General features: G+C 60.8%; 25 protein-coding genes. All 25 read left to right on the forward strand.

Annotated elements, in window-relative coordinates; genetic code table 11:
* Position 1: 1 nt before the first annotated feature.
* The 25 genes from NFR87_RS03580 (at position 2) to NFR87_RS03700 (ending at position 22,195) form a co-directional block, all read left to right on the forward strand.
* Positions 2-865: a MurR/RpiR family transcriptional regulator gene (locus NFR87_RS03580; RefSeq protein ID WP_251446466.1), complete on the forward strand. Its 864-nt coding sequence runs from the start codon at positions 2-4 to the stop codon at positions 863-865.
* Positions 846-2,102 carry a BaiN/RdsA family NAD(P)/FAD-dependent oxidoreductase gene (locus tag NFR87_RS03585; protein WP_251446469.1) on the forward strand — a complete coding sequence of 419 codons (1,257 nt, stop codon included), beginning with the start codon at positions 846-848 and terminating at the stop codon, positions 2,100-2,102. The genes NFR87_RS03580 and NFR87_RS03585 overlap by 20 nt, the downstream gene beginning before the upstream one ends.
* The gene (cmk, locus tag NFR87_RS03590; RefSeq protein WP_251446472.1) at positions 2,092-2,766 is read left to right on the forward strand and encodes a (d)CMP kinase; all 675 of its coding nucleotides are present in this window, start codon (positions 2,092-2,094) and stop codon (positions 2,764-2,766) included. Before NFR87_RS03585 ends, cmk begins: the two co-directional genes overlap by 11 nt.
* Positions 2,763-3,356 (forward strand): lysophospholipid acyltransferase family protein, encoded by a 594-nt coding sequence (locus tag NFR87_RS03595; protein ID WP_251446475.1) that lies wholly within the window; start codon positions 2,763-2,765, stop codon positions 3,354-3,356. Before cmk ends, NFR87_RS03595 begins: the two co-directional genes overlap by 4 nt.
* Positions 3,353-5,356 carry a bifunctional 4-hydroxy-3-methylbut-2-enyl diphosphate reductase/30S ribosomal protein S1 gene (locus tag NFR87_RS03600; protein ID WP_251446478.1) on the forward strand — a complete coding sequence of 668 codons (2,004 nt, stop codon included), beginning with the start codon at positions 3,353-3,355 and terminating at the stop codon, positions 5,354-5,356. The genes NFR87_RS03595 and NFR87_RS03600 overlap by 4 nt, the downstream gene beginning before the upstream one ends.
* Before the next feature lie 157 nt (positions 5,357-5,513).
* Positions 5,514-5,993, forward strand: a complete 480-nt coding sequence (locus tag NFR87_RS03605; protein WP_251446481.1) for a CarD family transcriptional regulator — start codon at positions 5,514-5,516, stop codon at positions 5,991-5,993.
* A 76-nt stretch (positions 5,994-6,069) separates the two neighbouring features.
* Positions 6,070-6,798, forward strand: a complete 729-nt coding sequence (gene ispD / locus NFR87_RS03610) for a 2-C-methyl-D-erythritol 4-phosphate cytidylyltransferase (RefSeq protein ID WP_251446484.1) — start codon at positions 6,070-6,072, stop codon at positions 6,796-6,798.
* Positions 6,795-7,274 carry a 2-C-methyl-D-erythritol 2,4-cyclodiphosphate synthase gene (ispF, locus tag NFR87_RS03615; protein WP_251446487.1) on the forward strand — a complete coding sequence of 160 codons (480 nt, stop codon included), beginning with the start codon at positions 6,795-6,797 and terminating at the stop codon, positions 7,272-7,274. The genes ispD and ispF overlap by 4 nt, the downstream gene beginning before the upstream one ends.
* A 162-nt stretch (positions 7,275-7,436) precedes the next feature.
* Positions 7,437-7,691 carry a putative Se/S carrier protein gene (locus tag NFR87_RS03620; protein ID WP_251446490.1) on the forward strand — a complete coding sequence of 85 codons (255 nt, stop codon included), beginning with the start codon at positions 7,437-7,439 and terminating at the stop codon, positions 7,689-7,691.
* Positions 7,691-8,815, forward strand: a complete 1,125-nt coding sequence (locus NFR87_RS03625) for an aminotransferase class V-fold PLP-dependent enzyme (RefSeq protein WP_251446493.1) — start codon at positions 7,691-7,693, stop codon at positions 8,813-8,815. Before NFR87_RS03620 ends, NFR87_RS03625 begins: the two co-directional genes overlap by 1 nt.
* Before the next feature lie 203 nt (positions 8,816-9,018).
* Positions 9,019-9,909, forward strand: a complete 891-nt coding sequence (gene cdaA / locus NFR87_RS03630; RefSeq protein ID WP_251446497.1) for a diadenylate cyclase CdaA — start codon at positions 9,019-9,021, stop codon at positions 9,907-9,909.
* Complete coding sequence (locus NFR87_RS03635) at positions 9,887-11,134, forward strand: CdaR family protein (protein WP_251446499.1); 1,248 nt, start codon at positions 9,887-9,889, stop codon at positions 11,132-11,134. The genes cdaA and NFR87_RS03635 overlap by 23 nt, the downstream gene beginning before the upstream one ends.
* 16 nt (positions 11,135-11,150) lie before the next feature.
* Entirely contained in the window at positions 11,151-11,576 is a 426-nt protein-coding gene (locus tag NFR87_RS03640; RefSeq protein WP_251446502.1) for a SoxR reducing system RseC family protein, read from the forward strand.
* A 2-nt stretch (positions 11,577-11,578) separates the two neighbouring features.
* Positions 11,579-12,454: a DUF5685 family protein gene (locus NFR87_RS03645; RefSeq protein WP_251446505.1), complete on the forward strand. Its 876-nt coding sequence runs from the start codon at positions 11,579-11,581 to the stop codon at positions 12,452-12,454.
* Entirely contained in the window at positions 12,451-13,056 is a 606-nt protein-coding gene (locus NFR87_RS03650) for a DnaJ domain-containing protein (RefSeq protein WP_251446508.1), read from the forward strand. Before NFR87_RS03645 ends, NFR87_RS03650 begins: the two co-directional genes overlap by 4 nt.
* A gap of 30 nt (positions 13,057-13,086) precedes the next feature.
* On the forward strand, positions 13,087-14,019 hold the full coding sequence (locus NFR87_RS03655; protein WP_251446511.1) for a YicC/YloC family endoribonuclease: 933 nt from the start codon (positions 13,087-13,089) through the stop codon (positions 14,017-14,019).
* Between the two features lie 16 nt (positions 14,020-14,035).
* Entirely contained in the window at positions 14,036-14,302 is a 267-nt protein-coding gene (locus NFR87_RS03660) for a DUF370 domain-containing protein (RefSeq protein ID WP_251446514.1), read from the forward strand.
* Positions 14,299-14,907, forward strand: a complete 609-nt coding sequence (gene gmk / locus NFR87_RS03665) for a guanylate kinase (protein ID WP_251446517.1) — start codon at positions 14,299-14,301, stop codon at positions 14,905-14,907. Before NFR87_RS03660 ends, gmk begins: the two co-directional genes overlap by 4 nt.
* Before the next feature lie 6 nt (positions 14,908-14,913).
* Entirely contained in the window at positions 14,914-15,102 is a 189-nt protein-coding gene (gene rpoZ / locus NFR87_RS03670) for a DNA-directed RNA polymerase subunit omega (protein ID WP_251446520.1), read from the forward strand.
* Between the two features lie 96 nt (positions 15,103-15,198).
* Complete coding sequence (gene priA, locus NFR87_RS03675) at positions 15,199-17,667, forward strand: replication restart helicase PriA (RefSeq protein WP_251446524.1); 2,469 nt, start codon at positions 15,199-15,201, stop codon at positions 17,665-17,667.
* A 16-nt stretch (positions 17,668-17,683) separates the two neighbouring features.
* Complete coding sequence (def, locus tag NFR87_RS03680; RefSeq protein WP_251446528.1) at positions 17,684-18,181, forward strand: peptide deformylase; 498 nt, start codon at positions 17,684-17,686, stop codon at positions 18,179-18,181.
* A 3-nt stretch (positions 18,182-18,184) separates the two neighbouring features.
* On the forward strand, positions 18,185-19,108 hold the full coding sequence (fmt, locus tag NFR87_RS03685; protein WP_251446531.1) for a methionyl-tRNA formyltransferase: 924 nt from the start codon (positions 18,185-18,187) through the stop codon (positions 19,106-19,108).
* Positions 19,108-20,421, forward strand: coding sequence for a 16S rRNA (cytosine(967)-C(5))-methyltransferase RsmB (rsmB, locus tag NFR87_RS03690; protein WP_251446533.1), 1,314 nt, complete (start codon positions 19,108-19,110; stop codon positions 20,419-20,421). The genes fmt and rsmB overlap by 1 nt, the downstream gene beginning before the upstream one ends.
* A gap of 11 nt (positions 20,422-20,432) precedes the next feature.
* On the forward strand, positions 20,433-21,458 hold the full coding sequence (gene rlmN / locus NFR87_RS03695; RefSeq protein ID WP_479266840.1) for a dual-specificity RNA methyltransferase RlmN: 1,026 nt from the start codon (positions 20,433-20,435) through the stop codon (positions 21,456-21,458).
* Entirely contained in the window at positions 21,455-22,195 is a 741-nt protein-coding gene (locus tag NFR87_RS03700; RefSeq protein WP_251446536.1) for a Stp1/IreP family PP2C-type Ser/Thr phosphatase, read from the forward strand. Before rlmN ends, NFR87_RS03700 begins: the two co-directional genes overlap by 4 nt.
* Positions 22,196-22,201: the final 6 nt, after the last annotated feature.

Below are 22,201 nucleotides of genomic sequence, written 5' to 3' on the forward strand. Positions count from 1 at the left end.
TATGGTAAAAGATATCCTGTCTGTGATCCAGAGCCAGCGGCCTGGCTTCTCTAAGGGCCAGAAACGGATCGCGGACTACATCCTGACCTCCTATGACAAGGCGGCCTTCATGACCGCCAACAAGCTGGGCAAGACCGTCAACGTCAGTGAATCCACCGTGGTGCGCTTTGCCGCCGAGTTGGGCTATGACGGCTATCCCGCCATGCAGAAGGCCCTTCAGGAGATGATCCGCAACAAGCTCACCGCCATCCAGCGCATCGAGGTCTCCAATGACCGTATGGGCAATGAGGATGTACTTACCATGGTGATGCACGCCGACGCAGAAAATATCCGCCACACACTGGAAGAGGTGGATCGGGACAGTTTTGACCAGGCGGTGAGCGCCCTTTTGAGCGCCCGGCGCATCTACATTATGGGCGTTCGCTCCGCCTTTGCCCTGTCTAACTTCCTGGGCTTTTACTTTAACATGATGTTTGAAAATGTAGTGGTGGCCCACACCAACTCCTCCAGCGAGCTTTTTGAGCAGATCCTCCGCATTGGGGCGGGAGACGTGATCGTAGGTATCAGTTTTCCCCGCTACTCCAAGCGGACAGTGCGGGCTATGCAATATGCCAAGGATCGGGGGGCCACCACCATTGCCATTACCGATTCCAATACCTCTCCTTTGGCTGAGCCCGCCGACCATACGCTCCTGGCGAAGGGAGACATGGCCTCTTTTGTGGACTCCCTGGCGGCGCCGCTCTCTCTTGTCAACGCCCTCATCGTGGCAGTGAGCCGCAGAAAAGGCGCGGAGCTGGCGGATACCTTCGGAAAACTGGAGAAGATCTGGGATGAGTACGAGGTCTATGAAAAGACAGAGCAGTGACCTGATCGTGGTAGGGGGCGGCGCCGCGGGCTGTATGGCCGCTTTGGCCGCGGCGGAACAAGGGCTCTCGGTCACCCTAATGGAGCGCAACCCCAAGCTGGGCAGAAAGCTTTACATCACCGGCAAGGGGCGGTGCAACCTGACCAACCGGGCCACCGTGCAGACCTGCCTTGCAAATATCCCCCGCAATGGCCGATTCCTCACCGCCGCCCTCACCCGGTTTCCGCCGGAGGCGGTAATGGAGTATTTCGAGACCCTGGGCGTCCCCCTGAAAACAGAGCGGGGCAACCGGGTCTTTCCTCGCTCCGATAAGTCTGCCGACGTCATCGACGCCCTTCTGCGCGCCTTGCGCCGGGCGGGTGTATCCATCCTTCAGGATAGAGCGCAGGCTCTCCTTTTGCAGGAGGGCCTGGTGACTGGCCTGGTCGGAGAATCTGGAGAAAAATATTCCTGTCAGGCAGTTGTCCTTGCCACCGGTGGCCTTTCCTATCCCGCCACCGGCTCGACCGGAGACGGGTACCGCCTGGCCCGCCAAGCGGGCCACACCGTCCAGCCTACCAGGGGATCCCTGGTTCCGCTGGAGGCGGAGGACTGCGCGCCTATGCAGGGCCTCTCTTTGCGAAACGTGACGCTGACGCTGAAGGGCAGCGGCAAGAAGCCCCTCTATCAGGAGCAGGGAGAGCTGCTGTTTACCCACTTCGGCCTCTCCGGCCCGCTGACGCTCAGTGCCAGCGCCCACCTGCCTGACGGGCCCTGTACCGCGTTTATCGATTTAAAGCCCGCTCTGGATGAGGAGACCCTGGATCGCCGCCTGGTTCGGGAGCTGAGTGAAAATCCCAACAAGTCTCTGCGCCATGTGCTGGAGACCCTGGAGCCCAGGAGCCTGATCTCTCTGCTCCTGGTTCGGGCGGGCCTTTCCGGGGAGGAGAGGGCCAACGCCGTCACCAAAGCACAGCGGCGCAAGCTGCTGGAGACCATAAAGGCTCTGGCCTTTCCTGTCACCGGCCCCAGGCCGGTGGAGGAGGCCATCATTACGGCCGGCGGAGTGACTGTGACGGAGGTTTCGCCCAAGGACATGTCATCCAAGTGCTGTAAGGGCCTTTTCCTTGCCGGAGAATTGCTGGATGTGGACGCCTACACCGGGGGCTTTAACTTACAGATCGCCTGGGCCACGGGCCGTATGGCCGGGCTGGGCGCCGCCGCCTATTGCGGGGAGGATAGAACCGATGAAGCATAAGAGCATTGCGATCGATGGCCCCTCTGGGGCAGGGAAGAGTACTATGGCCAAGGCCCTGGCCCAGGAGCTGGGGTTTCTCTACGTAGACACCGGCGCCATCTACCGCACGCTGGGGCTTTTTGCCTTGCGGCGCGGGGCGGCTCCCGGGAGCTGGACGGAGGTGGAGCCGCTGCTGGCTCAGGTCTCGATCCGCATGGCCTATGCCGCCGACGGACTTCAGCACATGTACCTGGACGGGGAAGATGTGACCCGGGCCATCCGGACCCCAGAGGTCTCCACCGCGGCGTCTCAGATCTCCGCCATTCCGCAGGTACGGGCCTTTCTGATGGATATGCAGCGGGATATGGCGGACAACAACGACGTGGTTATGGACGGCCGGGATATCGGCACCGTTGTGCTTCCCGATGCCGACGCGAAGATCTTTCTCACCGCCTCGGCGGAGGATCGGGCCAAACGGCGGCACGCCGAGCTGATAGAGCGGGGAGAGACGGTAGATTATGACACCGTCCTGGCCGATATCATAGCCCGGGACGACCGGGACACCAACCGGGCCGCCGCCCCTCTCCGCCAGGCTGCGGGGGCCGCTTTGGTGGACACCACTGGCATTTCTCTGGAGGAGAGCTTTCGGCTGCTCCTTCGGACGGTACAGGAGACGCTGGCATGAAAGTATGGTACTGTATTCTCTACTGCGTGATCTGGCCCTTTTTCAACTTGGTTCACCCTTGCCGGGCCATCGGCCGCGAGAATATTCCGGAGGGGGCGGCGCTGTTTTGCCCCAACCACACCAGTCTCACAGACCCCCTCTTTGCCGTTTTCGCCATGCACCTGAAAAACCGGCCCCAGGTCATGGCCAAGGCGGAGATCATGGAAGTCCCCGTTCTGGGCTGGATCCTGAAAAAGGCCGGCGTTTTTGCAGTGGAGCGGGGCAAGTCCGACGTCGGCGCCATCAAACGGGCCTTAAAGTGCCTCAAAAGCGGAGAGAAGCTCCTGCTCTTTCCCGAGGGCACCCGCTCCAAGACCGGGGAGCTGGGGCCTGCCAAGGGCGGCGCCGCCATGCTGGCGGTGCGCACCGGCGTCCCCATCGTGCCCATGTACATCCCGGCGGAGAAAAAATGGTTCCGCCGCACCTCCGTGGTTTTTGGGACGCCCTACATTCCGCAGATCGCGGGCGCAAAGGGTACCTCCGAGGAATATGAGGCCATTGCCCAGGATCTGATGGCGCGGATCGCCCTTTTAGAGGAGCAGGCGAAATGAGAGTGACCGTAGCCAAGACCGCGGGCTTTTGCTACGGCGTAAAGCGGGCGGTAGAGCTGGCCGAAACCACCGCGCAGACCGGCGTGCCCTGCGTCATGCTGGGGCCGGTCATCCATAACAGTTCTGTTATCCGGCACCTTGCATCTATGGGGATGACAGTGGTGGAACGGCCGGAGGATGTTCCTCCCGGCGCCGTTGTGATCCTCCGCTCCCACGGGGAGGGGAGAGCGGTCTACGATGTGTTGAAGGCCAAGGACATCCAGATCGTGGACGCCACCTGCCCCAACGTATCCCGGATCCATACCTTGGCCAAAACGGCCCAGGAGGAGGGAAGGCGGGTCATCATCATCGGCGCGGCAGGCCATCCGGAGGTGCAGGCCATTGCCGGCTGGTGCCAGGAACCTTTGATTTTTCAAGATGGACAGGCCTTGGCGGATTACTTTTCCGCCCATCGGGACGAGGCGGAAAAGCCTCTCACCATGCTCTGTCAGACCACCTCTACACAAAAGGTTTGGAATTTTTGCGTAGAAAACGCAAAAAAACTGTGTACAAATATCAAAATTTTTGATACAATATGTAATGCTACTTGCGCCCGGCAATCCGAGGCCCAGCGGTTATCTGTCCAAAATGACGCTGTCGTCGTCATTGGAGGGCGGGACAGCGCGAATACCAAACGACTTTTTGAGTTGTGCGGTGCGCTGTGTTCCCACACCGTTTGGATCGAAAATTCGGACGAGCTGGATATGGCCCAATTTGAAAAAGGGGCTTGCGTGGCGATCACTGCAGGTGCGTCAACACCTGCGTGGATCATAAAGGAGGTATATGACAAAATGAATGAAGAGAACATGGTGATCGAGGAATCCTTTGAGGAAATGCTGGAGAAATCGATCAAAACTTTGCATACGGGGGAGAAAGTCACGGGCATGGTAACCGCTATCACGCCCACCGAGATTTATGTGGATCTGGGGACGAAGCATGCCGGTTACATCCCGGTGGCCGAGCTCACTGACGATCCCACCGTCAAGGTGGAGGACATCGTCAAGGTGGGCGACGAGATCGAGACCTGCGTGGTACGTGTCAACGACGCCGAGGGCGTTGTCACACTGTCCAAGAAGCGTCTTGACTCTGTCAAGAGCTGGGACGATGTGGAGGCGGCCTGCGAAGATCACACCACAGTCGAGGGCGTGGTCACCGAGGAGAACAAGGGCGGCGTGGTCGTCAGCGTCAAGGGCGTTCGGGTCTTCGTGCCCGCTTCCCAGACCGGCATCCCCCGCGACCAGCCCATGACCGAGCTGCTCAAGCAGAAGGTCAAGCTGCGCATCACGGAGGTCAACCGTGCCCGCCGCCGTGTGGTGGGCTCCATCCGCGCGGTGACCGCCGCAGAGCGCGCTGAAAAGGCCGCCGAGGTCTGGAACAACATTGAGGAGGGCAAGCGCTACCGCGGCGTGGTCAAATCCCTCACCTCCTATGGCGCTTTCGTGGACATCGGCGGCGTCGACGGCATGGTGCACGTCTCTGAGCTGAGCTGGAGCCGGATCAAGCACCCCTCCGAGGTGGTCAATCCCGGCGACGAGGTGGAGGTATACGTCATTTCCTTCGATCCCGAGAAGCGGAAGATCTCCCTGGGCATGAAGGACAAGAGCCAGGATCCCTGGGCCAACTTTGTGGATTCCTACAAGCCTGAGGATACCGCTAAGGTGCGGGTGGTCAAGCTCATGACCTTCGGCGCCTTTGCCGAGGTAGTGCCCGGTGTGGATGGCCTGATCCACATTTCTCAGCTGGCCGATCACCGGGTAGACAAGCCCGCCGATGTAGTCAGCGAGGGCGACGAGGTCGAGGTGAAGATCACCGATATCGACTATGACAAGAAGAAAGTCTCCCTGTCGATCCGCGCTCTGCTGGAGGAGGCCCAGCGCACGGAGGATGGCGAGGACGGCGCGGTAGTGGCCAGCTCCGACGGCGAGGCCACCGAGGTCGTTTCCGACTTCCAGGCGGAGTAATATTACGTTTTGTCCCTGTAAGATAGCGCCACTTTTTAAAAAGTGGCGCTATCTTTTTCTTTTTTGAGGGAAAACGGCGTTTTTACTTGCAATTTGGGACAAAAGAGAATATAATTACTTTTAGTAGAATTGGTTTACAGGCGATGGGAGGTGCAAGATGTTTCAAGTTGGGGATAAGATCGTTCATCCCATGCACGGCGCTGGCGTGATCGACAGCGTGGTGACGAAGAAGGTCAACGGAGTTGTACGGGACTATTATGTGCTGAAGTTGCCAGTAGGCGGCATGATGGTGATGATCCCCACGGGAAACTGCACTGAGATCGGCGTTCGACCCATCGTCGCCCCTGCGGAGGCAGACAAGATCATTGACGCCCTGCCCGCCATCGAAATAGAATCCGATCCCAACTGGAACCGCCGAAACCGTGAAAACCTGATTCGCCTGAAAAGCGGTGACCTCCTTGAGGTCGCCAAAGTGATGAAGAGCCTGATCCTTCGCGACGGGGAGCGCGGCTTGTCCACTGGAGAGCGGAAAATGCTCCACTCCGCCAAGCAGATCCTGATTTCAGAGATCGCCCTTTCCGAGAGTTCCAGCTATGAGGAAGTGGAAGGACGCATCAATCAGGCATTGGCGCAATAAATTGAATAGGACGGAAAAAGGGGACTGAAAAGTCCCCTTTTTTCCACTGTGTACCCTTCCAAAACGGGGTGTAATTATGGGTTTCTTTGAAAAATTAAGGAAAAATGGCCAGCGGCTGATGGTGAGCTGTTCTGCCATCGTCCCTGCCGCCGGCAGCGCCGTTCGGATGGGGCAGGACAAGCTCCTGATGCCCCTTCATGACGTCCCTATGCTCCTTCGAACCCTTTGGACGCTGGAGGGCTGCGGCTATGTGACCGAGATCATCATCGCCACACGGGAAGACCTCATCGTACCTGTGGGACAGCTGTGCAGGGATGCGGGGCTTCAAAAGGTACGCAAGGTGGTCGTAGGCGGCGAGAGCCGCACCGCCTCGGTGCTGGCGGGACTTCGGGAGGCGGATCCCACCACCCAGCTGGTCGCCATTCACGACGCTGACCGCCCCTTGCTCACCGCTGAGATTTTGGGGAAGACTATCCGCAGAGCGGCGGAGCGGGGTGCGGCTGCCCCGGCGGTTCCGGTAAAGGACACCATCAAACGGGCAGCAGACGGCATGGTGGAGACCACCCTTGACCGCTCGGAACTCTTTGCCATCCAAACGCCTCAGGTCTTTGAGCACGGCCTCATCCTGGGGGCGCTGGAGAAGGCGGAAGCGGAGGGGATCGCCCTTACTGACGACTGCGCCGCTGTGGAGCGGCTCGGGATGCCGGTGTGTCTTACCGAGGGCTCCTATGAAAACATCAAGCTGACCACGCCAGAGGACGTCCTGGTTGCGGAGGCCATATTGGAAAGGCGGGGTGAGGCATGAGGATCGGACAGGGTTACGATGTGCACCGGCTGACAGCGGGCCGGAAGCTCATTCTGGCCGGGGTGGAGATCCCCTATGAAAAAGGACTGCTGGGCCACTCTGACGCCGACGTGCTGACCCATGCCCTCATGGATGCCCTGCTGGGAGCCTGCGCGCTGGGGGACATCGGACATCTGTTTCCCGACAATGATCCCGCCTATGCCGGAGCAGACAGTCTCAAGCTGCTGGATCGGGTGGTGGAACTGCTGGGAAAGCGCGGGTTCCGCGTGGGCAATGTGGATGTGACCGTGATCGCCCAAGCCCCCAAGCTCTCGCCGTTCGTGCCGCAAATGCGGGAAAATCTGGCCCGGCGGTTGAACATTGGGACAGACCGGGTCAGCGTCAAGGCCACGACCGAGGAGGGGCTGGGCTTTACAGGCAGGGGAGATGGCGTTGCCGCGCAGGCGGTGTGTCTGATCGAAGAACCGGCTGATTGAGGGGCGCTTTTTGTGCCGAACAAGAAACCGCAGAGATAGGAAAATAGGATATAGCCGTTCCCAAACGCTCCTGCGCCGCATATCATGCGGTGAGAGGAGCGTTTTTGCCTCTCCCCATGGGAGGCCATTTCTCTCACCCTCAAGAAAGGAATGGTCATTCAAATGGTCTACTATCTCATCGTCTGCCGCTCTCTGACCTACGCTCAGCGGACGGAGGCGGCTCTGAAGCGGGCAGGCATCACAGCTCACATCATGCGCTCCCCCAAGGTCATTGACAGCGAGGGGTGCAGCCATTCGGTGAAGGTCGCTGAGCGGAATCTTGCCCCCGCGCTGGTCATATTGGCCCGGGCGGGCCTGTCCCCTAAGCGGGTATTCATCATGGCCAGCGACGGAAGCTATAAGGAGGTTCTGCTGTAATGGCCTATTTGGACAGTGCGGCCACCACGCTGCAAAAGCCCCCGTCAGTGTCGCGGGCCGTGGTCTCCGCCATGGGGCGGATGGCCTCGCCGGGCAGAGGCGGGCACAGGCCCGCTATGCTGGCCGCCGAGACCGCTTTCCAGTGCCGTCAGGCTGCGGCGGAGCTCTTTCACCTGGACGATCCGGAAAATGTGGTCTTTACCCTCAACGCCACCCACGCGCTCAATCTGGCCATCAAATCGGTGGTAAAGCCGGGAGACCGGGTGGTGGTGTCGGGCTATGAGCACAATGCTGTGACCCGCCCCTTGGCAGCGCTGGGCTGCAGTATCCAAGTGGCCCGGTCGCCCCTGTTTGACCAGGAGGCGATCCTGGCCCAGTTCGACCGGCTGGTAACTGCCGAAACTGCCTGTGTCGTCTGCACGCATGTCTCCAACGTGTTCGGTTTCATTCTGCCGGTAAAGGAGATTGCCGCGCTTTGCACCCAGCGGGGTGTGCCCTTCATTCTGGACGCGTCCCAGTCCGCTGGGGCTTTGCCCGTTCATATGGACGAGTTGGGCGCGGCCTTCATCGGTATGCCGGGGCACAAGGGTCTCTACGGCCCCCAGGGCACCGGGCTCCTGCTCTGCGGAGACGGCCGGGATACATGCCCCCTTTTAGAGGGCGGCACCGGCAGTCTCTCCGCACAACAGGAAATGCCTGATTTTCTCCCTGACCGGCTGGAGGCGGGCACCCATAATGTGCCCGGCATTGCCGGACTGCTGGAGGGCATCCGTTTTGTTCGAAGCAGAGGAACGGATACCATCCTTCGTCACGAGCAGGCTTTGACCGCTATGGCGGCCCGTGGGCTTATGGCCCTCCCGGGCGTTACGGTCTATGCCGCCCAGCGGCCTGAGACTCAGGCGGGCGTGCTCTCCTTCACTGTGACGGGCATGGACTGCGAGGAAGTGGGGGAGACCCTGGGCGGCCGTGATGTGGCTGTCCGGGCGGGTCTCCACTGCGCCCCCTTCGCCCACGAGAGCGCCGGGACGCTGAAGACCGGCACAGTGCGAGCCAGCTTTTCTGAATTTAATACTGCCTCCGACGCGAAGCGGCTGGTGGCCGAGGTGGCCCGGCTGGCAAGGTAAGAGAGACGAGAGCGCCCGGCAGACTGCAAGGTCTGCCGGGCGTTTTTTCTTGACCTCCTCCCCGGACAGGCCAAAGCTCGTCTAAAACCGGGAAAAATCGAAAGAAATTCAGGAAAAATTCATGCTTGCCGCCCTTGCGTCCGGCGTTGAAATCAAGTATAATACATAAGATAGACGGAATATGTCCGGAAGGAGGGAGCGCAATGGAACAGATCGCCGCGGCGGCACGGGGGATGGTCTCCAATTTCGGAGTGGTTTCCATCACCGATATTATCGATATCGCCATTATGGCCTTTCTCATATACAGGCTGATCGATCTGATCCGCTCCACCAGCTCCGGCAAGGTGGCCCGGGGCATCATCCTGATTTTGGGGGCTTTGGGCCTGTCCAATATCTTCCGGCTCTACACGGTGAATTTCTTGCTGAGCAAGGTTTTGGAATACGGCGTTCTGGCCCTGGTCATCCTTTTCCAGCCGGAGCTGCGCAAGCTCCTGGAGCAGGTGGGCAGCAGTAAATTTGGCAATGTTTTCTCCGGCCGTCAGACAGCCCCCGACGAGCTGGACAACGCGATCACCCAAACGGTGGAGGCCTATACATCCCTTTCCAAGAGCAAAACCGGCGCGCTTATGGTCTTTGAACGGAAGAATATGCTGGACGACGCCATCCGTACCGGCACAGCCCTGGACACGGTGGTCAACGCCGAGCTTTTGAAGAATATCTTCTGGAACAAGGCGCCGCTCCACGACGGTGCGGTCATCGTACGGGGAGGGCGCATCGTGGGCGCCGGCTGTATGCTCCCCATGTCGGGAAATGTGAATCTCTCCCGGGAGTTGGGCATGCGCCACCGGGCGGGGATCGGCGCCAGCGAGCAGACCGACGCAGTGGTGGCCATCGTCTCTGAGGAGACCGGCTCCATCTCCGTGGCTGTGGGTGGTATGCTCAAACGGCATCTGGCCCCGGAGACTTTAGAGCGGCTGCTGCGCAACGAGCTCATGCCGGAGCGGACAGAGGAGGAGACCCCCTTCAACAAGCTGTCCGCCCTGTTCCGCGGGAAGAAGGAGGGACAAAAGGATGGAGAGAGCAAGGAAAAATAAGGGCCTCTATATGGTGATCTCCGTCCTGCTGGCCATCGTACTTTGGACGTATGTGGGCAACGAGAATCCCGATGAGTCCGGGCCGGTGCGAAATCTGCCCGTCACCTTCACCGGGGTGGAGCTGCTGGAGAGCCGGGGGCTTATGATCACCGACGGTCTGGAGCAGAGTGTGACCCTCAATGTCACCGGTAAGCGCAATGCCTTTCGGCTCCTTTCGTCGGAGACGGTGTCCATCACAGTGGACGTATCCTCCATTCAGCAGCCGGGCCAGTACACCCAGGCCTATCAGGTCGCCTATAACCTGCCGGGGAACACCTCCTCCAGCTCGCTGGTCGTGACGGAGCGTTATCCTCTCAACGTGACCTTTACCGTGGCCAAGATGGCCACCCGCAATATTCCAGTCCAGGGCAGCATGACCGGCAGCGTGGCCGAGAATTATCAGGCCGGAGAGTTCAGCTTTTCTCCCTCGACGATCAAGGTCAGCGGGGAGGAGTCCGTGGTCAACCGCATCGACTTTGCCCAGGTCACGCTGAACCAGGAGGATATGGACGCGACCTACGACGGCGATCTGCCCTACACCTTCATCAGCTTTACTGGAGAGGCGCTGGAGGATATCGACGTAACTGCCGATGCGGCGCTTGTTCACACCACTCTGCCCATCGTAAAGCTCAAAGAGGTTCCCTTGACGGTGAATCTGATCCCCGGCGGCGGCATCAGTGCCGACGATATAGACCGCTACACACAATACACCATCGTGCCCAAGTCTATCATGGTCTCTGGCGCAGCGGCGGATCTGGAGCCACTGAAGGAGATCTCTCTGGGCGACATCGATCTTTCCAAGGTGCTTGGTACCAATACCGTGAGTTTCACCATTCCCCTGGCCGCGGAGCTGACCAACGTCAGCGGCGTCAGCGAGGCGGTGGTGCAGCTGTCTATCACAGGACTTACCACCGCCACCCTAGAGGTGGACAACATCGAGTGCATCAACAAGCCAGACGGCTACACCGCCGATCCCTTGACCACCTCCCGCCAGGTGCAGATCCGGGGCACTCAGGAAGCGGTCTCCGCTGTGACAGCTTCTCAGCTTCGGATCGTAGCCGACCTGGACAACGCGGTGGCCGCCACCGGCACCCAGACCATTCCCGTCAAAGTGTATCTGGATGGCAGGAGCGATGTGGGCGTGGTGGGAGACTACAACATCGTGGTCTCTATCAGCAGAGGATAAGGAGTTTATAACTGCCATGAGACAGACAGCCCAAGTGATCCGTTCGACCACCCCCGGCTTTGCCGAGGTAAAAGTGCGCCGGGTCTCCGCCTGCGCCAGCGCCCACGCCTGCGGCTCCTGCGACCATTGCTCCATGATGGAGAATGCGCCGGAGATCGTGGTGGTCGCCGAAAACCCTGAGGGAGCGGAGAGCGGGGATACCGTTATCGTAGAGAGCGCCACCTCCAGCGTACTGGGGGCGGCGGTGCTCCTTTATATCGTGCCCTTCCTTCTCTTCATCAGCTTCTACCTCCTGGGAGGAGGTCTGGGCTGGTCGGAGGGCGCCGCCATTGCCCTGGGCGGGGTCGGCTTTGTTTTGGGCCTGCTCTCCGCGATGGCGTTGGATCGCTGGCGAAAGAATCACCGGCCGGTGCAATTCAAGATCGTCTCTATTGAGGGCTGAGGGTGTTTGGATACGTCAGAGCCCGGGAAGATACTCTTCCTTCCGGCGCCTGGGAGGCGTACGAAGCGGTCTACTGCGGCCTGTGCCGTAACTTGGGCGCCCGCTACGGGGCCTTCTCCCGGAGTTTCCTCAACTACGATTTCGTCTTTCTGGCTATGCTTTTGGCTCCGGCGGAGGCCGACGGCACACAAGGCTGTCAGCGGTGCCCGCTCCATCCCATAAAGGGCAAGCCCGCATGCTCCGGCGGGACGTGGCTGGACACAGCGGCGGCGGAGAGCGTGATCCTCGCCGCCTGGAAGCTGCGGGACTCTGCCGCGGATGACGGCGCTCTCGCCCGGTGGCGTGCAAAAGGCTTGAGCCTCGCCCTGTGGCGGGGCTATCGGCGGGCAAAGGCGGAATATCCCGCCTATGACGAGGCCGCCGCTCAACTTATGACGGAGCTCTGGACGCTGGAGCGGGAGGGCTGTCCCTCCATTGACCGGACGGCGGACTGCTTTGCCCGGCTTTTGGCCGCGGCCGCGCCTCCGCGGGAAGACGAGGCCGCGCAGCGGGCTACGCGGCAGCTTCTCTATCACCTGGGCCGATGGATCTATCTCATAGACGCCGTAGATGATTTGGAGGAGGATCGGCAGGCAGGACGGTATAATCCGGTTTCTGCCCGCTTCCCCCAATGGACACAGGAGGACAAGGCCTACCTGCGGCAGATGATGGATCACTCCCTGGCCCTGGCAGGTTCGGCCTTTCAGCTTTTAGCGCCCAATCCCTGGCACAGCGTACTGGAAAACATCCTGTACAGCGGCCTTCCCAGCGTGGAAGAACTGGTTTTTTCCGGCCGGTGGCGGGACTATCAAAAGAGACATAGGAGAGTCAACGGATGAATGATCCTTACAGTGTACTGGGTGTAGACCCCGGCGCAAGTGACGATGAGATCAAGCGGGCCTACCGGGAGCTGGCGCGGAAATACCACCCGGACAATTATCAGAACAATCCTCTGGCAGATCTGGCGGAGGAGAAGATGAAAGAGATCAATGAGGCCTATGACGCCATCACCCGGAGCCGCTCCGGGGCCTCCTCCGGTTATGGCGGACAGTACCAGGGGCAATATCAGAGCCAGTATCAATACGCCCAGCAGAGCCAGGCCAGCAGCGATCCTCTGTTTGCCCAAGTGCGTCAGTGCATCAATATCGGCGACCTGAACCGGGCGGAGCAGCTGCTGCGTTCCGCGCCCCAGCAGAGTGCCGAGTGGCACTTTCTTACCGGCTATATCGCCTATCAGAAGGGCTGGCTGGACGAGGCCACTCAGCATTTTCAGACCTCCTGCACCATGGAGCCGGGAAATGTAGAGTACCGTCAGGCCCTCTCTATGCTCCAGCAGGGTGGAGTGTACCGCCCCGCCGGATACAGTTCCGCCAACTGTGATCCATGCACCACCTACTTGTGCATCAGCATGTGCACCCCCTGGGGCGGGCCCTGCTGCTGATGGTTTTTCGGCGGGGGGAGCCCAACTAAAATGATTGGAACCGGAAGGGAAGCGGTAGACGTGGTAAAAAGCATGACTGGCTACGGCCGGGGAGAGGCAGTGGGCGACGGGCTCACCATTACGGTAGAGCTGCGCTCGGTAAATAACCGTTACCTGGACTGCACGGTCAAAATGCCCCGCGCCTATATCTTCGCGGAAAACAGCCTGAAAGAACGGGTACAGAGCCGGGTGGGCCGGGGCAAAGTGGATCTGTTCGTCAACGCCGCCCACACCGCCGGAGACGACCTGACAGTGACGGTGAACGAGCCGCTGGCCAGGGCCTATATGGAGGCCCTGGAAAAGCTCCACACCCTCGACCCGGGATATCCCTTTGGCAATATGGCGGCCCAAAAGGAGTACTCCGTTACCGATCTTGCCCGCTTTCCCGACGTGCTCACCGTGGAGAAGAAGGAAGAGGACGCCGAGGCGGTGAAGGCTCTGCTTTTGCAGGCTCTGGATACCGCCCTGGACGACTTTGACGCCATGCGGGAGCGGGAAGGGATGAAGCTGGCGGAAGATATTCTGGGCCGTGCGGAGACCATCTCCGCACTCACCGGCAAGGTGGAGCAGCGGGCCCCTGTGCTGGCCGAAGCATACCGGGCCCGGCTCACTGCCAAGCTCCAGGAGGTGCTGGGCAGTACTCAAATTGAAGAGAGCCGTATCCTCACCGAGGCGGCCATCTACGCGGATAAAGTGGCCGTGGATGAGGAGACTGTCCGCCTGCGCAGCCATTTGTCGCAGCTTCACCAGATGCTGGAGCAGGGAGGGGCTGTGGGCCGAAAGCTGGACTTCCTCATTCAGGAGTTCAACCGGGAGGCCAACACCATTGGCTCCAAGTGTAACGACACCGAGCTTGCCCGGGTGGTGGTGGATATCAAGGCGGAGATCGAAAAGATCCGGGAACAGGTACAAAACTTAGAGTGATGGGAGGAGATCGGGCTTGAGGCTTGTGAACGTGGGCTTTGGAAGCATGGTCTCCGCCCAGCGGCTCATTGCCGTGGTGGGGCCGGACTCCGCCCCTATCAAGCGGATGATCCAGGAGGCCAGAGAGGCCGGCAACCTCATCGACGCCACCTATGGAAGAAAGACAAAAGCCGTACTCATTATGGACTCTGACCATGTGGTGCTCTCCGCCCTTCAGCCGGAGAGTGTGGCGGCCCGAATGGGCGGCAAGGAAGCGGAAAAGGATGAGGAGGAAGAGACATGACGCCAAGAAAACGGCAGGGGCAGCTCATCGTGCTCTCCGGCCCCTCTGGAGTGGGGAAGTCCACGGTGATCTCTGAGCTGCTCAGCGAGCGGTCTGATATCTACTTCTCCATCTCCTTTACCACCCGGCAGCCCCGGGTGGGGGAGGAGGACGGCGTGAACTACAACTTCGTGTCCAGGGAGACTTTCGAGGGCATGATCGCCCGGGACGAATTTTTAGAGTACGCCCAGTACGTGGACAATTACTACGGTACCTCTCTGAAGGTCATCCGCGAAAAGCTGGAAGCGGGTATCGATGTGCTGCTGGATATTGAGGTACAGGGCGCCGCCAAGGTGCGGGAAAAGTGTCCTGACGCGGTCTTTATTTTTATTATGCCGCCCTCCTTTGAGGAGCTCTCCCGGCGGCTCCACGGCCGCAATACTGACAGCGAGGAGGTCATCGAGGGCCGGCTCCAAAAGGCCCGGGAGGAGTGTAAGCAGATCCCCAATTATGATTTCCTGGTGGTCAACGATACCGTTTCCGCCGCCGCAACGCAGATCATTTCGATTTTGGTGGCGGAAGGCTGCCGGACAAAACATTGTATGGATATCATGGAAGGAGTTTGACGCAAAATGAATCTCTACCCGATGGATAAGCTCTTGAAGGATGTGCCCAGCCGCTATATGCTGGTCAATGTGGTGGCCCACCGCGCCCGCCAGATCGCCAGCACAGCGGAGGATGAGGGGTATCCCCTGGAGGAAAAACCGGTGACCCTGGCACTTGATGAGGTGGTCAGCGGGAAGCTGGAACTGACGGAGTAACACATCAAAAAAGGCAAGCGCCGGGCTTAGGCCCGGACGCTTGCCTTTTCCCGGAGCAGCGGTCTGTTGACCAAGGAAGAAGGAGGGGACGCCGGAATGACAATCGCCAAGATCGCTCTGTCGGCGGCCACCTTCGCCATCGACAGGCCCTATGACTATATCGTTCCCTCTGAGCTGGAGGGGATGGTTCCCGGCGTTCGGGTCATCGTCCCTTTTGGGCCGGGAAATGTGCGCACGGACGGACTGGTGCTGGCGGTGGAGGAGACCCCACCCCCGGACAAGCCCCTGAAGTCCATCCTCACTCGACTGGATGAGGAGCCGGTATTGGATGAAGAGGGCATCCGCCTGGCCATCTGGATGCGGGAGCGGTGGTTCTGCACGGTCTACGAGGCGGCCAGAGCCATGCTCCCCGCCGGCCTCTATTATGCGCTTCAGGACTGCTACCAGCTCTCTGACGGCGTGGAAAAGGAAGCGGCCCTGGCCGCCGCAGGCCGCTCTCGTCATGAGCGGCAGGTCGTGGAGCTGGTATCGCAGCAGGTGGGTGGCATGGAGGTCGGTCTGATCCGGGAGGCTTTCGGAACGAAGGATCCCGGCCCCGCCCTGCGCTCCCTGGAGAGTAAGGGGATCTTGACGCGCACCACCAGTGCCTCCCGGGGCGTAGGGGACAAGCGGGAAAAGTGGATCTCCCTGGCTCTGCCGCCGGAGGAGGCGCTGGCGCAGGTGGCCGCCAAGCGCAAGACCGGGCCGCTGCGCTATGCCGTGGTGGAGCTTCTGGCCGGTATCGGCGAAGGCTCCGCCAAGGAGATCTGTTACTTCACCGGGGCGGCCAATGCCACCCTGCGCTCCCTGGAAAAGAGCGGCCTCATCCTCATAGAGGAGCGGGAGGTCTTCCGCACCCCCACGCCTCGGTCGGTGCCTGCCGCCGGGCCTATCGTCCTCAACAGCGAACAGGAGGAGGCCTTTCGCGGCCTTCACACCCTGGCAGCCCAGGACAGCGCCGCCGTGGCGCTCCTCTACGGTGTCACAGGCAGCGGAAAGACCCAGGTCTACCTGCGGCTCATCCAGGAGCAGCTTAAGACGGGGCGGACTGCCCTGGTGCTGGTGCCCGAGATCGCCCTGACCCCTCAGCTTATGGCGATCTTTACCGCCCATTTTGGGGAGGAGGTGGCGGTGCTCCACAGCTCCCTCCCGGCGGGAGAGCGCTACGACGAGTGGAAACGCGCCCGCTCCGGGAAGGCCAAGGTAGTGATCGGCACCCGTTCCGCTGTATTTGCCCCCATCCGGGATCTGGGCCTCATCATTCTGGATGAAGAGCAGGAGGGGAGCTACAAATCGGAAAATGTCCCCCGGTATCATGCCAGGGACGTCGCCAAATTCCGGGCCCAACGCTGTAAAGCTCTGCTGGTGCTGGGCTCTGCCACGCCCTCGGTGGAGACCATGTACCACGCCAAGACGGGAGATTACCACCTCTTTACTCTAAAGCACCGCTATAATGAGCGTATGCTGCCCCAGGTTTTTCTGGCGGACATGAAGGAGGAGCTTCGGGCGGGGAACCCCTCGCCCCTGAGCCTTCCCCTCATTCAGGCCCTGGAGGAAAATATCTCGCGGGGAGAGCAGAGCATCCTCTTTCTCAACCGACGGGGCTCCAGCCCCATGGCGACCTGTGTCCAGTGCGGGCAGACTCCCACCTGTCCCCGGTGCTCAGCCTACCTCACCTACCACTCCGTCAACCGGCGGCTTATGTGCCATCATTGCGGCCATTCTGAGCCGCTGCCGGACGCCTGCCCCGAGTGCGGCGGCGCATTGGAGTTTGTGGGGGCGGGCACCCAGCGGGTGGAGGAGGCGCTCCACGAGCGGTTTCCCGGCGTAGAGGTCATGCGCATGGACGCGGATACCATCACCGCCAGCCGCTCCCACGAAAAGCTCCTCGCCCGGTTTCGGGAGGAGAAGATCCCCATTCTGGTGGGCACCCAGATGGTAGCCAAGGGGCTGGACTTTGAGAATGTGACCTTGGTGGGGGTCATCTCCGCTGACCAGGGCCTGTATATCGACGACTACCGGGCGGGGGAGCGCACCTTTTCCCTCATCACCCAGGTGGTGGGCCGTGCCGGCCGGGGCAGCAAAGAGGGAAGGGCCATCATCCAGACCTTTACCCCGGAAAACGACCTGATCCTGGCCGCTGCCCGTCAGGATTACGACCATTTCTACGAACAGGAGATCGGCCTGCGCCGGCTTCGCGCCTGCCCGCCCTTCGCGTCCCTCTTCGTGGTCACCGTCTCTGCCCCTGAGGAGCACCAGGCCCTGCGGGTATGCGCCTTCCTGCGCAATACGCTTTTAGGCTGGTTGGGAAGCGAAGCCTACCGCGACTTATCTTGTCAGGTATTGGGCCCCGCGCCCGCCGCTATCACCAAGCTGAATAACCGCTTCCGCTATCGGCTGACCCTTATGGCTCAGAACACCCGGAGCGCCAGGACTCTGGTGGCGCATCTGGTGCGCTGTGCCCAGGCGGATAAGAATAACCGGGGCGTGTCGGTCACCGCCGACGTAGACCCCATGAACGGATAAGGAAGGGAGAAAACCTATGGCCATTCGAGAGATCTTGACTGATAAAGACCCTGTTCTCCACAAAAAATGCCATCCTGTGACCCAATTTGACGAAAAGCTGTGGTCGCTGCTGGACGACATGCGGGACACCCTGGCCGACGCCAACGGCGCAGGGCTTGCCGCGCCCCAGATCGGGATTCTGCGCCGGGTGGTCGTGGTCATTGACGGCAACGGCGAGATGCTGGAGCTGATAAACCCGGAGCTGGTGGAGCAGGACGGGGAGCAGGACGGCCTGGAGGGCTGTCTCTCCGTCCCCGGTATGTGGGGCTATGTGAAACGGCCCATGCACGCTGTGGTGAAGGCCCAGAATCGGCGGGGCGAGTGGTTCCAGGCCGAAGGGGAGGAGATCGTCGCCCGGTGCTTCTGCCATGAGCTGGAACACCTGGACGGACATGTCTTCACCGAGCACACGGATAAGCTTTACACTGGTGAAGAGCTGGATCGTCTTCTGGCGGAAGAGAAAGGGAAGAGGTAAGTCATGCGGATCCTGTTTATGGGCACACCGGAGTTCGCCGTACCCTCTCTGGAGGCCCTCATTGCCGCGGGACATGATGTCTGCGGCGTATTCTGCCAGCCGGACAAGCCCGTGGGGCGGCACCAGAACAAGCTCCAGCCGCCTCCGGTGAAGGAGTGCGCCCTGGCCCACGGTATCCCCGTCTTTCAGCCCACAAAGCTGCGGGACGGCACGGCCCTGGCTCAGATTCGGGAGTTGGCGCCAGATCTCATTGTGGTGGCGGCCTATGGCCGCATCCTGCCTCAGGATATCCTGGATCAGCCGGCTATGGGCTGTATCAATGTCCACTCCTCCTTGCTGCCCAAGTACCGGGGCGCGGCCCCCATCAACTGGGCGATCCTCAACGGCGACAAGGAGACGGGAGTCACCATTATGCACATGGCCGCCGCCCTGGACGCGGGAGATATCATTTCCCAGGTAACGACCCCTATCGGGCCGGAGGAGACCGCGCCGGCCCTCACCGCCCGGCTGGCCGCGCTGGGCGGCGAGCTGCTGGTGGCGGCGGTGGCCGCCCTGGAAGCCGGCGCCGCCGCCCGGACGCCCCAGGACGAGGCCCAGGTCACGCTGGCCCCCATGCTGTCAAAAGAGCTGTCTCCTATGGACTTCACCAAAACCGCCCAGGCCCTCCACGACCAGGTGCGGGGTCTTTTCCCCTGGCCTTCCGCCGCCGCACAGGTGGGCGGTGTGCGCTGCAAGATCCTGTCCACCAAGGTGGAGGCGGGGAAAGGAGCGCCCGGCACGGTGCTGGAGAGCGGAAAAGCGGGCCTGCTGGTCGCCTGCGGCCAGGACGCTCTGCGCATCATGGAGCTCCAGCCCGACGGCGGCAAACGGATGGCCTCCGCCGACTATCTCCGGGGGCATCCCCTGGAAGTGGGGAAGCCTCTCTGATGGGCGCTTCTGCTCGTGAGGTGGCCCTTCAATGCCTGCTGGCAGGGGAGCGGCAGGGGGCCTGGTCTGACGGCTATCTTCGCAACGCCATCCGCAAGGCGGGGCTGACCGGCCGGGACGCAGCTCTGTGCACCCACCTGGCCTTTGGCGTGCTCCAAAACAGGCTTCTGCTGGACTGGCACATCGAGCGGCTGTCCGCAACGCCCTTGAAAAAACTGGAACCCGCTGTATGGAACTGTCTGCGGCTGGGCATCTACCAGATGCTCTTCCTGGATCGGATCCCTCCCCATGCCGCCGTCAATGAATCGGTGGCGCTGACAAAGAAATATTCCCGCAATCCCCGCTCCGCCGCACTGGTAAACGCCGTCCTCCGGGCCTTTGACCGGGTAAGAGGCGAGGGCCTTCCCCAGCCGGAGGAGTTGTCCGTCCGTTACAGCCACCCCGAGTGGCTTGTAAAGGAGTTTTCCCATACACTTTCTATGGAGGAAGTGGAGGCGCTACTGTCCGCCGACAACGCGCAGCCCCTCATCCAAGCCCAGGTGAACACCCTGAAGACCACCCAAGAGGCCCTGGTTCAGGAATTGGAGGCGACTGGGCATACGGCGAAGTCCCATCCCTGGCTGCCCAACTGCTTGGAGCTGGAGGGCATGGGGAATCTGGAGGAGCTGCCCGCCTTTCGGGAGGGACGGTTCTACGTGCAGGATGCCGCCGCCAGGCTGGCAGTGCTGGCCTCTGGCGCGGCGCCGGGAATGGAGATTTTGGACGCCTGCGCCGCCCCCGGGGGCAAATCCTTTGCCGCCGCCATTTCCACTAACTGTAAAGCAAATATCCTTTCCTGTGATATCCATCCACACAAACAACGCCTGATCCGGCAGGGGGCACAGCGGCTGGGCATCAGCTCCATCACCGCCGCGGTCATGGACGCCAAGCGCTTCGATCCCGCCTTGGAGCGCCGTTTCGACCTGGTCATTGCCGACGTACCCTGTTCGGGGTTGGGCATCATCCGCAAAAAGCCGGATATCCGTTATAAAGCGCCGGAGCCCTTGGAGGGCCTGCCCCAAGTTCAGAGGGACATCCTTTCTAACGTGGCCCGGTACGTCAAGCCGGGGGGAACCCTTTTATATGCCACCTGTACGCTTCTACACAGGGAAAATGAAGCGGTGGTGGAGTGGTTTCTGGAGCGGGAGCCCGGCTTTACATTAGAGCCCTTCACCTTGCCCGGCCCTGTCGGGACTGTCGAAGGCATGGTGACCCTGTGGCCCCACCGCCACGGGACGGACGGGTTCTTTATCGCCAAACTTCACCGAAGATAGGGGGGAGACCCTTGCGGGATATCAAATCTATGACGCCGGAGGAGCTGACCGGCCTTATGGCCCAGCTGGGTGAACCCGGTTTTCGCTCCAAGCAGGTCTTTCAATGGCTCCACCGGGGCGCGGCCTCCTTCGATGAAATGACCAATCTTTCCAAGCCCCTGCGGGAGAAGCTGTCTCAGACCTGCTCTCTTGCCGTTCCCAAAGTGGAGCGCAAGCAGGTCTCCCGGTTGGACGGCACCATAAAATACCTCTGGCGGCTCTCTGACGGAAACTGTGTGGAAACCGTTTTGATGCGCTACCATCACGGGAATACTGTGTGTATCTCCTCCCAGGTGGGCTGCCGCATGGGCTGCGCCTTCTGCGCTTCCACCATCGGCGGCAAGGTACGGGATCTGACGCCCGCCGAGATGCTCGATCAGGTGCTCTTCACCCAGCTCGACTCCGGCTTTCCTGTTTCCAATATCGTTCTTATGGGCATTGGCGAGCCCTTGGATAATTTTGATACCGTCCTGCGTTTTCTGGAGCTGGTGAACCATCCTGACGGGCTCAACATCGGGATGCGCCATATCTCGCTGTCCACCTGCGGGCTGGTGGAGCAGATTGACAAACTGGCCGATCTTCGGTTACAATTGACTTTATCAGTCTCCCTTCACGCCCCTGACGACGAGACCCGGTCAAAGCTCATGCCTGTGAACCGCAGCGTGGGTGTGGAACGGCTTTTTGAAAGCTGCCGCCGGTATTTCGACGTCACCGGGCGGCGGATCTCCTATGAGTACGCCATGATCGACGGGGTGAACGATTCCGACTGGCAGGCCGATCTTTTGGTGAAGCATTTGAAGGGAACGCCGGGACATGTGAATCTGATCCCTCTCAACGAGGTGGCGGAGAGCCCCTTTCAGCCCAGCCGCCGGATCCGGGAATTTCAAGAAAAATTGGAACGGCAGGGGGTCACCGCCACCGTCCGGCGGAAGCTGGGCGGAGACATCGACGCATCCTGCGGCCAGCTCAGGCGCAAGCGCATGGAGGAAACAAAATGACAATACGCTTTTGGGGCATCACAGACGTGGGCGCGGTACGCGCTCAAAATCAGGATTCCTATTACTTAAAGCCCGCCGGAGACGGCCTGGTAACGGCGGTGGTCTGCGACGGGATGGGCGGCGCCCGGGCCGGCAATGTGGCCAGTTCTCTGGCGGTGGAGACGGCCTCCGAGCACTTGGAGTCCCTTACCACCGAGGCGCTTGCCGCCTCGCCGGGAGAAGCCCTCACGCAAGCTGCCTCCGTAGCGAACGACGCCATCTTCTGCAAGGCGGCCTTGGAACCGGAGTGCCTGGGTATGGGCACCACCATGGTTTCCGCGGTGGCTTTCCCAGACGGACATATCACGGTACTGAACATCGGCGACAGCCGGGCGTATCACGTCTGCGAGGAGGGCATCGCCAAGGTGACCCGCGACCATTCGGTGGTAGAGGATCTGGTACACCGTGGAGAGATCACGCCTGAGGAGGCCCGCCTCCACCCCCAGAAGAATCTCATCACCCGGTGTTTGGGATCCGAGAGCGCGGCCCGCACCGATCTCTATGAGGTCGTTCTGCAATCCGGAGAATTCCTCCTGCTGTGTACCGACGGACTTTCCAACGTACTCAACGATCAGGAGCTGCTTTATGAGATCATCCACGGCGGCGAACCGGAAACCTGCTGTCAGCGCATGCTGGACATCGCACTATCCAGAGGGGCTCCGGACAATGTGACCGCCGTCCTCATCCAAATGGTATAAGGGAGG

Origin of the sequence: Vermiculatibacterium agrestimuris (genome assembly GCF_943193085.1) — a bacterium.
Classification (GTDB): Bacteria; Bacillota; Clostridia; order Oscillospirales; family Oscillospiraceae; genus Vermiculatibacterium; species Vermiculatibacterium agrestimuris.